11 protein-coding genes are annotated in these 13,226 nt (G+C 70.2%); 7 read left to right on the top strand and 4 right to left on the bottom strand.

Annotated elements, in window-relative coordinates:
* Positions 1-133: 133 nt before the first annotated feature.
* Both A1QA_RS0108510 and A1QA_RS0108505 read left to right on the top strand, forming a co-directional pair.
* On the top strand, positions 134-709 hold the full coding sequence (locus A1QA_RS0108510) for a YbhB/YbcL family Raf kinase inhibitor-like protein (RefSeq protein WP_017178488.1): 576 nt from the start codon (positions 134-136) through the stop codon (positions 707-709).
* Positions 706-1,593, top strand: coding sequence for an SDR family oxidoreductase (locus A1QA_RS0108505; protein ID WP_017178487.1), 888 nt, complete (start codon positions 706-708; stop codon positions 1,591-1,593). The genes A1QA_RS0108510 and A1QA_RS0108505 overlap by 4 nt, the downstream gene beginning before the upstream one ends.
* A 113-nt stretch (positions 1,594-1,706) precedes the next feature.
* Here A1QA_RS0108505 and A1QA_RS0108500 read toward each other — a convergent pair whose 3' ends face one another.
* Positions 1,707-2,165, bottom strand: coding sequence for a tRNA (cytidine(34)-2'-O)-methyltransferase (locus tag A1QA_RS0108500; protein ID WP_017178486.1), 459 nt, complete (start codon positions 2,163-2,165; stop codon positions 1,707-1,709).
* Positions 2,166-2,232: 67 nt separating this feature from the next.
* On the opposite strand from A1QA_RS0108500, the gene A1QA_RS0108495 reads away from it, so the two are divergent.
* Positions 2,233-2,886 carry a GNAT family N-acetyltransferase gene (locus A1QA_RS0108495; protein WP_017178485.1) on the top strand — a complete coding sequence of 218 codons (654 nt, stop codon included), beginning with the start codon at positions 2,233-2,235 and terminating at the stop codon, positions 2,884-2,886.
* A 5-nt stretch (positions 2,887-2,891) separates the two neighbouring features.
* On the top strand, positions 2,892-3,485 hold the full coding sequence (locus A1QA_RS0108490) for a YbaK/EbsC family protein (protein ID WP_017178484.1): 594 nt from the start codon (positions 2,892-2,894) through the stop codon (positions 3,483-3,485).
* A 43-nt stretch (positions 3,486-3,528) separates the two neighbouring features.
* Here the strand turns inward: A1QA_RS0108490 and A1QA_RS0108485 are convergent, their stop codons facing one another.
* On the bottom strand, positions 3,529-4,980 hold the full coding sequence (locus tag A1QA_RS0108485; protein WP_017178483.1) for a dihydrolipoyl dehydrogenase family protein: 1,452 nt from the start codon (positions 4,978-4,980) through the stop codon (positions 3,529-3,531).
* Positions 4,981-5,519: 539 nt separating this feature from the next.
* Here A1QA_RS0108485 and A1QA_RS0108480 point away from each other — a divergent pair.
* Genes A1QA_RS0108480 through A1QA_RS0108470 form a run of 3 tightly spaced genes read left to right on the top strand, consistent with a single transcriptional unit; the run spans position 5,520 to position 8,705 of the window.
* Positions 5,520-6,914: an MFS transporter gene (locus tag A1QA_RS0108480; protein WP_017178482.1), complete on the top strand. Its 1,395-nt coding sequence runs from the start codon at positions 5,520-5,522 to the stop codon at positions 6,912-6,914.
* Positions 6,911-7,891 carry a PfkB family carbohydrate kinase gene (locus A1QA_RS0108475; protein WP_017178481.1) on the top strand — a complete coding sequence of 327 codons (981 nt, stop codon included), beginning with the start codon at positions 6,911-6,913 and terminating at the stop codon, positions 7,889-7,891. Before A1QA_RS0108480 ends, A1QA_RS0108475 begins: the two co-directional genes overlap by 4 nt.
* Positions 7,881-8,705, top strand: a complete 825-nt coding sequence (locus A1QA_RS0108470; protein WP_017178480.1) for a phosphoinositide-specific phospholipase C-related protein — start codon at positions 7,881-7,883, stop codon at positions 8,703-8,705. Before A1QA_RS0108475 ends, A1QA_RS0108470 begins: the two co-directional genes overlap by 11 nt.
* Positions 8,706-8,743: 38 nt before the next feature.
* On the opposite strand, the gene A1QA_RS0108465 is transcribed toward A1QA_RS0108470, so the two are convergent.
* Together A1QA_RS0108465 and acnA are read right to left on the bottom strand one after the other, a co-directional pair.
* Positions 8,744-9,709 carry a LacI family DNA-binding transcriptional regulator gene (locus A1QA_RS0108465; protein ID WP_017178479.1) on the bottom strand — a complete coding sequence of 322 codons (966 nt, stop codon included), beginning with the start codon at positions 9,707-9,709 and terminating at the stop codon, positions 8,744-8,746.
* Positions 9,710-10,374: 665 nt separating this feature from the next.
* Positions 10,375-13,047, bottom strand: a complete 2,673-nt coding sequence (gene acnA, locus A1QA_RS0108460) for an aconitate hydratase AcnA (RefSeq protein WP_017178478.1) — start codon at positions 13,045-13,047, stop codon at positions 10,375-10,377.
* Positions 13,048-13,226: the final 179 nt, after the last annotated feature.

The raw sequence follows: 13,226 nt of genomic DNA, 5'->3' as shown, positions 1-13,226 counted from the left end.
CATGTGTTCGATTCTTGGCATGAGGGTAGCGCGCGGGGCCGACAGGAATGAACCCCGCTTGTCAGGCGCCTTCAGGACAGGGTGGTCGGCGTCTAGAGTGGCCCCATAGTCTCGACCGAGAACGGAGGCATCCATGACCGATCTGCGACGCCCGCGCCCCCCTTTCCCTTATGACCTGCTTCCCGCTGTCCCCGCGTTCACCCTTGAGTCGACGGACATCGCCGCTGGCGCGCGCATCGCGGACCGTTTCACCGCCGCCGCGGGAGAGAGTCTCTCGCCGGACCTGTCGTGGTCGGGCTTCCCGGAGGGCACCGCCTCCTTCGCGGTGTCCTGCTTCGATCCCGATGCCCCGACGCCGTCGGGCTGGTGGCACTGGATGGTCGTGGATCTCGATGCCTCCACGACCTGCCTGCCGCAGGGCGCGGGGGCCTCGGACCTCATGCTCGACGGCGCCGCCTTCCACCTGCGGGTGGATTCCGGCGACCACGCCTGGTTCGGCCCCTATCCCCCGGCGGGCGACGGCGACCACCGATACGTCTTCGCGGTGCATGCCCTGGATGTGGAGACCCTGGGGCTCGACGACGAGGCGACGCCGACGATGGCCGCCTTCCAGATGGCGCAGCACACGCTGGCCCGCGCGACGCTGACCGCCGTCTACTCGATCCCCGGCGAGGCCGGGGCCGAGCCCTTCCTCCAGGGGCCGGCATGAGCCGGCGGGCGGCGGGACCGCCCATCACCACGCCGCTGGCCACCCCCTCCTCCCCCACGGGCGCGGCGAGTCCCTCGCAGGGGGCGGACACGCGCCGCGGCCGCCGGGACGCGGCGCGCGGCGAGCTCGTGGAGGCGGTGACCGGGGCGTTCCCGGCGGCGCCGATCGGCCGTCACCAGCGCCGGCCGATCGCCGTCGTCACGGGGGCGACGTCGGGGATCGGGCTGGCGATCGCCCAGGACCTCTCCCGGGACCACGACCTCATCCTCATGGCCCGCACGCAGTCGGACCTCGACGACCTCGCCGTCGCCCTGAGCCAGCACGCGGGCGCCCGGGTGCGCACCGTGGCGGTGGATCTGACCGACGACGAGGCGCTGGCCCGCGAGGTGGCGAGCCTGGGTCTGCCGCGCCTCGATGTGCTCGTCCACTCGGCGGGGGTGGAGGCGCCCGGCCGCGTGGGGGATCTGGAGCCGGCCCAGTGGCGCTCGGCGCTCGACCTGGACCTGGTGGCGGTCGCGCATCTGACGAAGCTGCTGCTGCCGGCCCTGCGGGTGCGCAAGGGCCTGGTGGTCATGATCAACTCGGGGGCGGGGCACCGCTCCTTCGTGGGCCAGGCCCTGTACTGCGCGGCGAAGCACGGGCTGCGGGCCCTGGCGGACTGCCTGCGGGAGGAGGAGCGCGGGGACCTGCGGGTGACCACGGTCTACCCGGGGCGCGTGGACACCCCGCTGCTCAAGCGCCTTCAGGATGAGGCTGGCGAGGAGTACCGGCCCGCGGAGTACATGACGCCGGACTCGGTGGCCTCGGCCGTGAGGGTCGCGGTGGACATGCCCCAGGGCGCGGCCGTGGAGGACCTCATGGTGCGCCCCTCCCAGCTCACCTGAGGGGCGGAAGCAGGCTCGGCGCGCGGCCGGAACCGGACCCCCGCGTCCCCGCCCGCGCGCGGCTTGGCTTCCCGGCCGGGCTCGGCCTCCCTAACCCGGCCTCTGGCAGCGGCTCAGCGCCCGCCGGGGAAGCCGAGGACCCGCCAGGCCTCATAGAGACCGATGGCGGCGGAGTTGGCCAGGTTGAGGGAGCGGTTGCCCTCGACCATGGGGATGCGCAGGTGGCCGCTCACCCGCGGGTGGTCGAGGATCTCCTGGGGCAGGCCGGTGGGCTCGGGGCCGAACAGGAGGGCGTCGTCGTCGCGCCAGTCGACCTGGGTGTAGAGGCGCTCGGTGTGGGAGGTGAAGGCGAAGATGCGTCCGGGGACCTGCTCGAGGCACTCCTGCCAGGTGGCGTGGACGCGCGTGTTGGCCAGGTCGTGGTAGTCCAGGCCGGCGCGGCGCAGCTTGGCGTCGTCCATGTCGAACAGGGGGTCCACGAGGTGGAGCATGGAGCCGGTGTTGGCGCTCAGGCGGATCGCCGCCCCGGTGTTGCCCGGGATGCGCGGCTCAAAGAAGATGACGTGCAGCACGGGGACAATGAGACCACATGCTGAGGCGTCCCGACGACGTCCGCACCCCGGCTGCCATGCTCGAGGCATGAGCTCCACTGAGTCGCACACCACCTCCCCCGTTCTGACCTGTGGCGCGCTGGCCGGCAACATCGTGCGTCTGGAGCCGCTGACACCTGAGCACGTGCCGGGGCTGCAGTTGGCCGCAGAGGCGGCCGCGACCAGCCCCTTCGCCACGGTGCCGTCACCGGAGACGGTCGAGGACTACGTGGCCCATAGCCTGGCCCGCCGGGACACGGGTGCATACGCGCCCTTCGCTCAGGTGGAGGTCGCCACCGGCCGCGTCGTCGGGCACACCGCCTACCTGACGCCGCGATGGATGCCGGACGGGCGGCTCTTCGCCGTCGAGATCGGTTCCTCCTGGCTCTCCCCCACTGCTCGCGGCACCGCCATCAACCCGGCCGCCAAGCTCCTGCTGCTGACGCAGGCCCTCGAGGACTGGGGCGTGGACCGTGTGGACATCAAGACCGATGCGCGCAATGAGGTGGCTCGCGGCGCGATCGCAGCGCTAGGGGCGACCTTCGAGGGGGTCCTGCACGCCTGGCAGCCCTCCCTGACTCCCGGTGAGGAGGGGCGGCCACGCGACACGGCCATGTTCGCCATCACCCCGCAGCAGTGGCCCGGGGTCAGGACCCGTCTGGTGGAGCGCATCGAGAGACGCTCGACGTCGTCGAAAGGATGAGAGGAATGACTGAGCTGCGTGATCCGGCTGAGGTCTTCGCCGTGGAGATCGGCTGGCAGCCGGCACTGGAGCGTACCGATCTGCTCGCTGAGCCCGTGGCCTCCGCGCTGCGGGCGCTGGCGGCAGCCTCATCCGAGGGCGCGGACCTGGTCCGTCAGGCGCAGGTGGTTCCCATTGACCCGGCCCACTCCGACACCGACGCCCTCAACGCGCACTATCACCTGGACCCCGAGGCGACCGGGAACTGTGTGCTCGTGGCCGGCAAGCGCACAGGCGAGGAGCGCATCGCCGCCTGCGTCGTGCGCGCCACCGACTTCGCCGATGTCAACCACGTCGTCAAGAAACGCATCGACGTGCGCAAGGCCTCGTTCCTACCGGTGGAGCGGGCCGTGGAGATGAGTGGCATGGAGTATGGCGGGATCACGCCGGTCGGTCTGCCCGCGAGTTGGCGGCTCTTCGTCGACGGTACTGTGGCGGACCGGGACACGGTGCTCATCGGCTCGGGCGTGCGCAGCTCCAAGCTTCTGGTGCCCGGGGCGCTGCTGGTGGCGCTGCCGGGGGCCGAGCGCATCGAGGATCTGGGGGTACGCCCCGCCTGAGCAGGTCGGTCAGACCGTTCAGGCGGGGCCAGTCCTCAGGCTCTCAGCCCAGGGAGTCCAGGACGATGTTGAGTCCCTCGCTCATGGTGGGGTGGGTGATGACGGCGTCGCGCACCTGCTGCCACGTCAGGTCGCCCAGCATCGCCATCTGGATGCTGGTGACGACCTCGCTGGCCTCGGCGCCGATGATGGCGGCGCCCAGGATGAGGTCGGTGCGGGCGTCGATGATGACCTTGAAGAAGCCCTCGGTGTGGCCCAGGGTCTTGGCGCGCGGGACGGCCGCCGTCGGGGTCTTGGCGACGCGCACCTCGTAGCCGGCCTCGCGGGCCTCGGCCTCGCTCAGACCCACGTGCCCGAGCTCGGGCGTGGTGAAGACGGCCCACGGGATGAGGCGTCCGGTGGTGGATGCCTCCTTGCCTGCGAAGAGGTCACGCAGGACGCGGAAGTCGTTCCAGGAGGCGTGGGTGAACTGGGGCGTGCCGGCCACGTCACCGGCGGCAAACACGTTCTCGGCGGTGGTGCGCAGGTGGTCGTCGACGCGCACGAAGCCGCGCTCGGTCAGCTCCACGCCCGCGGCCTCCAGGCCGAGGCCGGCGGTGACAGGAGTGCGTCCCAGGGCGACGAGCAGGTGGGATCCGCTCACCTCGTGACCGTCGGCGGTGGTGACGACGACGCCGTTCCCGTCGGCCGCGGCGGCGACCTTCGAGGCGGGCGCTCCGGCCAGGACCGTGACTCCCAGAGCCTCCAGGCCGGCGGTCACCTCAGCGGCGACGTCCTCGTCCTCGCGGTCCAGGATGTGCGGCCCGGCGTGGACGATGGTGACCGGGACACCGAGGAGCCCCATGAGGGAAGCCATCTCGACACCGATGACGCCGCCACCCAGGACGATGAGGCTACTGGGCAGCTCGGGCAGGGTGAGCAGGTCCTCGCTGGTCCAGTAGCGCACGTCGGACAGGCCCTCGATTGAGGGAACCGACGGCGTAGTGCCGGTGTTGATGAGGACCTTGGCGCCGCGCACGCGCCGCAGGCCGCCGTCGTTCAGGGCGATCTCGACGGTGCGCTCCCCCACGAAGCGGGCGGTGCCCTTGACGAAGTCCATGCCGGAGGCGGGGAACATCTTCTCGTGAGCGGCCACCATGCCACCCACGACGGCCTCCTTGCGGGCGCGGAAGGAGGCCAGCTCGATGCGGGCCTGGGCCAGGGCGCCGGCGCCGCCGTCCTGCTCGGACAGGGTGACGCCGTAGGCCTGTGAGCCCTGGACCTCACGAAGGACGCGGGCGGCGGAGATGAGGGTCTTGGTGGGGATGCAGGCGACGTTGATGCAGGTGCCGCCCACCTTGTCCCGCTCCACCATGACGACCTTGTCGCCGGCCTTGGCGCGCAGCATCGCCAGGGACTTGCCCGCCTTGCCGCCTCCAACGACGAGAAGGTCAACCTCCTCGACCGGGACGTCTGTCTGGTTGGTCGCGTCACTGTTGACGGTGGACTGGGACATGAGTACGCATCTCCTTCGGCGGTCGCCGCTCGGCATGATCTGAACGTCAGGGCAACGGGAAGCGCAGGGCCGCTATTCCGGGGCGACTGCGCAAGGTCTCAGCGAATCGGTGACAGCCGGGCTCGCACCAATCCACCCCCGCTCGCCCAGCCAATTCAGCACTCCCAACCCCTTGGCCGCTCTCGAGAGCGCGCACCATATGGCGGCCGAGATGGCGGCCGCCCGACGCACCGCTACCCGCCTAGCATCGTCCGCCCAGGGGCACGCCCCCAGCCGCGCGGCGCGGCAGCGACGGAGCACGGCGCCGGGGCGGCGGGGGCTGCAGATCTCGCCGCTCCCCAGCCCTCGCTGTCCGGCGCCCACTGCGGCGCCCGTGGCACCGATCACGCCCTCCTCTATTCAATCGTTTGACTCCCTGCTATTCTTGACATCGCGTCCACCCCACCCCTGTCCCTGAGGCACTGCCGCCGCTGCGTCGTGGCATCGGCGGCCGGACGCCCGCCTCGGATACCGACCTCTGACCCCAAGGAGAGGCTTCAATGAAGAAGCTGCTGAGTTCCTTCGGCTTCGCCCCCAGGACCTTCATCCAACTGCTGTTCATCACCGTCAACGCCCAACTGCTCTACGCCTTCTGGGATATCCGCAACACGCTCCCCAAGGACTTCCCCATCGCCATGGGGGTGACGGACGCTCAGGCTGGGCGCCTCTACTCCATGCAGGGCCTGGTCATCATCCTGGGCACGATCCTGCTGGGATGGATCGGCGACCGCTTCCAGGTGCGCACCATCATGGTGCTCACCACGCTCGGCGTCGGCGTGATCTCCCTATTCATCTCCGTCTTCTCGCCGAACCTGTCCTTCGGCGTACTGCTCGCCTGCTTCTTCCTCATGCTGCTGCTGAGCGAGGTGCTCTTCAAACCCGCCAACTTCAAAGCCGTGCGCACCTCGACCAGCGAGGAGCACCAGGGCGCGGCCTTCGGCTTCTTCGAGTTCGGCCGCGGCCTGCTGGCCTTCCTCGTCTCCCTGGTGTGGACCGCGCTCATCGCCATGGGAGCCGGCCCCCGCGTCATCATGCTCACCGGCTCGGCGATCGTGCTGGTCACGGCGATCATGGTCTTCTGGGCCGCGCCGAAGGACACCCGCGTCGCCGACGAGGACGAGACCACGAACGCCTCGACCATCGACGCCATCAAGGGAATCGGCCAGGTCGCCAAGCTCCCCGTCGTGTGGGTCGTCGGCCTCAATGTCTTCTGCGTCTACGGCACCTTCGTAGCCGCTGGCACGTACTTCGCGCGCTTCCTCCAGGCGGGCTACGGCTCCTCGGCCCTCGTCGCCGCCGTCTTCTCCACTGTCGTCATCGGGCTGAGGATGCTACCCCTGGTCTCCTCCGTCCTCGTGGAGAAGGTCTTCCGATCGACCTCGCACTTCATGCGGTTCATGTCGGCGATCCTCGTGGTTATCCTGCTCGGCATCGCCGCGATCTTCCTGACCCACCCGGCGTCCGTCTCGAGCTTCCCCGCGGGCGAGGCCCCCGAGGGCATCATCTCCAAGGGACTGCTCATCACCCTCATGGTGCTCATGCTCATCGCCTCGGGGTGCTGCTTCATGATCCGCGGTGTCTACTACGCGCCTATCGGCGAGTTCAACGTCCCGCCCAAGCAGTCCTCGGCCGCCATGTCCTTCGCGATCACGCTGGGCTATGTCCCCGCCCTGCTCGGGCCGATCGTCTTCGGCGGGCTCATCAAGCCCTCGATCAAGGACGACGCCGGTGAGGTCGTCACAGAGATCCTCACCCCCACGTCCACCCTGGGAGTGGCCTTCCTCGGCCTGGCCGCCCTGACCGCTGTCGCCTTCTGCCTGTCCACCGCCCTCATCCGCCTCAAGGCGCGCCAGGACAGCCGGGACCAGGCGGAGAAGGCCGAGGCACGCGCATGAGCGCCCTCTCCCCCGAGCCCGCCCAGGGCCTCGTCTCCCAGGTCATCGGCCCGATCTGCGTCGACATCAATGTCGACGCCGAGGGCCGGGCCTCGCGGGTCGTCGGCGGCGCAGCGATCTGCGCCGCCGCGGCCGCCGCATCCCTCGGGCACGAGGTGGAAGCGGTGGTGACCGCGGCGCAGGAGGACGCCGAGCTGCTGTCGCGATTCCCCGCGGCGGTGCGCCACGTCGTCGCCGTCGACTCTGAGAGGACCTCCTCGATCCGCAACGTCTACGCCACAGCGGACCAGGAGCGCCGCGTCTCCACCGCCCTGGCGCAAGCGGACCCGATCTCGGCGCGGGACATCCCGTCCCGCGAGGTCACGGTGCGCCACCTCGCCGGCCTCATGGTGGGCGACTACGCCCCGGATATCGTCGACGAGCTCTCGGCCAGGGGCCCACTCGCCGTCGATATGCAGGGATTCCTCCGGCAGCCCGACGGCGCCACCGGCGAGCTCCGATTCCGCCGCTTCGAGGGCGGGCAGGAGTTCTACAGCCGTATCCGCTTCCTCAAGGTCGATACCGCCGAGGGCGAGCATCTCACCGGGCGCAGCGATCGCCGGGAGATCGCCCGTGCCCTGCGTGACCTGGGCGCGCGCGAGATCATGGTCTCGAACGCCGCCGAGATCCTCATCTTCGACGACGACGGATTCCACACCTGTCCCCTGCGCCCCCGCAGCCTGGCGGGCAGGACCGGGCGCGGGGACACGGTGTTCTCCGCCTACATCACTGAGCGCGCCAGCCACAGCGCTGACGACGCCCTGCTCACGGCGTGCGCGACAGTGTCGTTGAAGATGGAGACGCCCGGCCCGCTGGACTGCGGGCGCGCGGATGTCGAGGACTATCTCAGCCGCTTCTACGCGGATATCCGCGATCACGCCGACCGGCGGGGCTGTGAGGAACGGGGTTGTGAGGAAGGAGCCTCCCATGGAAAGTGAGACCGTCGGTTCCCTCATCGCGTCCTTGCCGGATAGCACTCCCCTGTGCTCGCTGGTCATCCCGGGAACGCATGACACGATGACGAGCGCCTGCGAGCACCCGTACTACCGCACCCAGAAGCTGTCCCTCACCGAGCAGCTGGAGCGCGGAGCGCGCTTCCTCGATATCCGCCTGCGCGCCTCGATGGTGGCGGCGCACCGTGAGTGGATCAGCGATATCACGGCTGAGTCGATCCTCGGGGCGCTACGGGACCACCTGGAGCGCAATCCCGGGGACGTCGTGCTGGTGAGATTCCAGAACGCCAATGAGGCGAAGGATGATTTCGCCGAGTACGGCGATGCGCTCCTCTCCCTCATCGAGGCCCATCGCGACCTGTTCTGGACCCCCTCCGCGCGCGACGGGGCGACGCTCTGGCCCACCCTCGGCGAGGCGAGGGGCAAGGTGATCGCCTTCGAGTGCGCGCCGGAGGAGTTCGGCCTGACGAGCCTCCATGGTGAGCCGTGGGCCGTTCCCTGGCATGGCAACCCGGGAATCGCCCTTCAGGATGATTGGGACGGCCCGACGGCGCGGGGCAAGCTCTCGCAGATCGTCGAGCTCTACCGCCGGGATGGGGATCCGGGGGCGCTGGTGCTCAACCACGTCAGCGCCACCAATGGGGATCTGGGAAACCCCCGCGCCTATGCCGACAGGCTCAACCCCCAGGTGCTCGCCATGATGGAGGAAGGCCGGGGCCGGGGAGTCCTCATCTTCGATTTCATCGATCCTGAGATCATCGACGCCGCGTGGCGGGCAAGCCTGCGGGCGGTCTCCTGACGGGGACGACGACGGCGCGCCTGGTGCGCGGGCACGGCTCAGGCCGTTCGCCTGCGCACCAGGCGCGTGTCCACTTGCGCGTGGGTGGCTGGGGAGTCATCGCCCTCAGCGCGCAGGATCGCCCGCTCGACGGCGAGCGCCGCGACACCATGGGGGTCTCGGTCGACGGAGGTGAGCTCGAAGGCCGCCGAGCTCGCGATACGGGAGTTGTCGAAGCCGACGAGGCGGATGTCGTCAGGGACGACGAGGCGCTCGCGGGTGAGCGCCGCCATGACGCCGAGCGCGCACTGGTCGTTGTAGCAGACCGCCGCTCCCGCCGTGAGGGGGCCGTCGGCGAGAACAGATCGCATCGCGGCCCAGCCGGCGTCCATGGTCGCGCCGGAGGCGACCACGCGGACGTCGGCGCGCGTGCGACTCATGGCCGCCAGGAAGGACTGGCGGCGGTAGCGGGCGGAGGCGGTGGGGCCGCCGTCGAAGCAGATCACCTGGCTCTCGTCGGCGAGCAGGTCCGCCACCTGCGCCATGCCGCTGTCGTTGTTGGAGATGATGAGATCGGCGTCGGGCGAGGGAGAGGCCTGACCGATGACGACAGCGGGGATGTCGAGGCCCGTCAGGGCCTCGGCTGGCACGGATCCGGGGTCGACGACGATGACAGCCTGGGCCCGCAGCTGCATGATGCGCCCCAGTGCGGCGGCGCCGTCGCCAGCGGCGGTGTCCTCCATCATGATCAGCCAGCCGCGGGCCTCGGCGACGGCGATGATCTCCCTGCTGTAGGCGACGTGGAGCTCCTGGCCGATATCGCAGACGAGCCCGATGATGCGCGGCTTGGCGGTTCGCAGGAGCGCGCCGGCGAGGTCGGTGCGGTAGCCCTGGGCAGCGGCCTCCTGGACGACTCTCTTCCTCATCGCGGAGGAGATGCGGTCCGAGCCCCTGAGCGCGAGGGAGACGGTCGATGGTGAGACGCCGAGCGCGTCGGCGATGTCGCGCAAGGTCACCCTCGACATGCAGTTCCTCCCCTCCCGCGTCCGACGAGCCTGACGGGCCCGGACGCCGCTGCCTGGCCGAGATGATCCTAGGCCCACCGCCTCCTGGAGGCGCAACAGGAGCGGCGCCGAGCGCCCACAGGCTGTCAGCACTCCACCGAGCGTTTCTCTCGAGCCCACCCGTCCGCATACTCGAGAGCACCGCTCCCACTCAGCGCACCGCTATCCGCCATCCGCCCAGGGCGCTCGCCCGCTCACCGGGCGGAGCACCGGGGAGCACCTGGGGAGGTCGAAATAGCTGTGCGAGCGCTGGCGAATCTGGGCGATGAGGGCTCGCGCGGATTCTCGGGCGCTCGCATACGTCGCGCTCAGCGAGATTCCGTCTCGCTCAGCGCGACAATGCGAGCGGCGGCGAATCGGTGACATCCGGGCTCGCACCAATCCACCGCCGCTCGCACAGCCGTATCAGCACTCCCAACACCCCCGGCCGCTCCGGGAGGTTCCCCGGAGCGCGCGGCATAGGACGGCCGAGATAGTCGCCAGCCGTGCCCCGCTCCCCCTGGCCCACGCCAAGCGGACCCGCGGGAGCGTCCGTGCTTCCGTCGGGAGCCAGAGCGGCATCGGCCACGGGTTCCTGCCCCGGCGCGCCCCACGCGAGGGCGGAAGCGCCGGGGCACTGGCCCGGCTCAGCCCCGGGCCAGGGAGCGCAGGACGTACTGGAGGATGCCGCCGTGGCGGAAGTAGTCGGCCTCGCCGGGGGTGTCGATGCGCACAACGGCGTCGAAGGAGACCGCCGAGCCGTCGGCCTTCTGCGCCGTGACCGCGACGGTGCGCGGGGTGGTGCCCTCGTTGAGCGCGGTCAGGCCCGTGATGGAGAAGGTCTCGGTGCCGTCCAGGCCGAGCGACTCGGCGCTCTCTCCGGCCGGGAACTGGAGGGGAACCACGCCCATGCCGATGAGGTTGGAACGGTGGATGCGCTCAAAGGACTCGGCGATGACGGCCTTGACGCCCAGCAGGGCCGTGCCCTTGGCCGCCCAGTCGCGTGAAGAGCCCGAGCCGTACTCCTTGCCACCCAGGACCACCAGCGGGATGCCGGCGGCCTGGTAGGCCTGGGAGGCGTCGAAGATCGACTCCTGCTCGCCGGTGAGGAAGTTGCGGGTGTAGCCGCCCTCGACGCCGTCGAGCAGCCGGTTGCGCAGGCGGATGTTGGCGAAGGTGCCGCGGATCATGACCTCGTGGTTGCCGCGGCGCGAGCCGTAGGAGTTGAAGTCCGCGCGGGCCACGCCGTGCTCGGCCAGGTAGCGCCCGGCCGGAGAGTCGGCCTTGATGGCGCCGGCCGGGGAGATGTGGTCGGTGGTCACCGAGTCCCCCAGCAGGGCGAGCACCCGGGCGTCCTCGATGTCGGCAACCGGGGTGAGCTCCATGGACAGGCCCTCGAAGAAGGGGGCCTTGCGCACGTAGGTGGAGTCCTTGTCCCAGGCGAAGGTGTCCCCCTCGGGGGTGTCCAGGCCCTGCCAGCGCTCGTCACCGGCGAAGACGTCGGCGTAGTCGCGCGTGTACATCTCCCGGTCGATGGTGGAGTCGATGACGGCCTGGACCTCGGTGGGGTCGGGCCAGATGTCGGACAGGAAGACGTCGCGGCCCTCTGGGTCCTGGCCCAGCGGCTCGGTGGCGAAGTCGATGTCCATGGTCCCGGCCAGGGCGTAGGCGATGACCAGGGGCGGGGACGCCAGGTAGTTCATCTTGACGTCGGGGTTGATGCGCCCCTCGAAGTTGCGGTTGCCCGAGAGCACCGACACCACGGCGAGGTCGGCGTCGTTGACCGCCTGGGAGACCTCGGCCGGCAGGGGCCCGGAGTTGCCGATGCAGGTGGCGCAGCCGTAGCCGACGACGTTGAAGCCCAGCTCGTTGAGGGCGGGCCACAGCCCGGCCTTCTCGTAGTAGTCGGTGACGACCTGGCTGCCCGGGGCGGTGGAGGTCTTCACCCAGGGCTTGGAGCGCAGGCCCCGGGCGACGGCGTTACGGGCCAGCAGACCGGCCGCCATCATCACCGAGGGGTTGGAGGTGTTGGTGCACGAGGTGATCGAGGCGATGGCGACGTGCCCGTGGTCCAGGTCGGTGGCGGTGCCGTCGGCCAGGGTCACTGGCGTCGGCTTAGAGGGCTGGGAGGCGTAGGTGGGCAGGACCTCCTGGAAGGACTCCTTGGCCCGTGACAGGACGATGCGGTCCTGAGGACGCTTGGGGCCGGCGATCGAGGGCACCACGGTGGACAGGTCCAGCTCGAGGTACTCGGAGTAGACGGGTTCGCGGGCCGGGTCGTGCCACATGCCCTGGGCCTTGGTGTAGGCCTCCACCAGGCGCACGCGCTCCTCGGAGCGGCCGGTCAGGCGCAGGTAGTCCAGGGTGATCTCATCAATCGGGAAGATCGCGGCGGTGGAGCCGAACTCGGGGCTCATGTTGCCGATGGTGGCGCGGTTGGCCAGCGGCACCTCGGCGACGCCCTCGCCGTAGAACTCGACGAACTTGCCCACCACGCCGTGGGCGCGCAGCATCTCGGTGATGGTCAGGACCACGTCGGTGGCGGTGGCGCCGGCGGGGATGGCGCCGGAGAGCTTGAAGCCCACCACCTTGGGAATGAGCATGGAGACGGGCTGGCCCAGCATGGCGGCCTCGGCCTCGATGCCACCCACGCCCCAGCCCAGGACGCCCAGGCCGTTGACCATGGTGGTGTGGGAGTCGGTGCCCACGCAGGTGTCGGGGTAGGCCCGGGTGACGCCGTCGGCCTCGTGGGTGAAGACGATGCGGGCCAGGTACTCGATGTTGACCTGGTGGACGATGCCGGTGCCCGGGGGGACGACGCGGAAGTTGGACAGCGCCCCCTGCCCCCAGCGCAGGAACTGGTAGCGCTCAGCATTGCGCTCGTACTCGCGCTCCTTGTTGCGCTCCAGGGAGCCGGGCAGGCCGAAGGAGTCGATCTGCACGGAGTGGTCGATGACCATCTCGGCCGGCGCCAGGGGGTTGATGACCTCAGGGTCGCCTCCGAGCTCGGCGACCGCCTCACGCATGGTGGCCAGGTCCACGATGCAGGGCACGCCGGTGAAGTCCTGCATGACGACGCGGGCCGGGGTGAACTGGATCTCCGTGTCCGGCTCAGCGGCCGGGTCCCAGGCGGCCAGGGCTCGCACGTGGTCGGCGGTGACGTTGGCGCCGTCCTCGGTGCGCAGCAGGTTCTCCGCCAGGACCTTGAGGGAGTAGGGCAGGCGCTCCAGTCCGGGGGCGGCGTTGAGCCGGTAGTACTCGTAGGCGGCGCCGTCGACGTCGAGGGTGGCGCGGGATCCGAAGGTGTCGATGCTGGTCAACGTCGCTCCTGTTGCTCGTGGATCACCGGCGGGGCCGCGGCCTGGGGCTCCAGCGCGGGCCCGCCCGGTACGGCGCCCACGCTAGATCACGGGCCGTCATCACGCCGCAATCTCACGCCCTCCCAGGAATCGAGCCGTGAGCGGTTCCCGGCATTTCGAGGACGCGCGGCGTTCCAAAG

The sequence above is a fragment of the Actinomyces timonensis DSM 23838 genome (assembly GCF_000295095.1).
In the GTDB taxonomy this organism is placed as follows: domain Bacteria; phylum Actinomycetota; class Actinomycetes; order Actinomycetales; family Actinomycetaceae; genus Actinomyces; species Actinomyces timonensis.
Note: the sequence above shows the minus strand (reverse complement) of the source record. Positions and strands in the feature narration are given on the sequence as shown.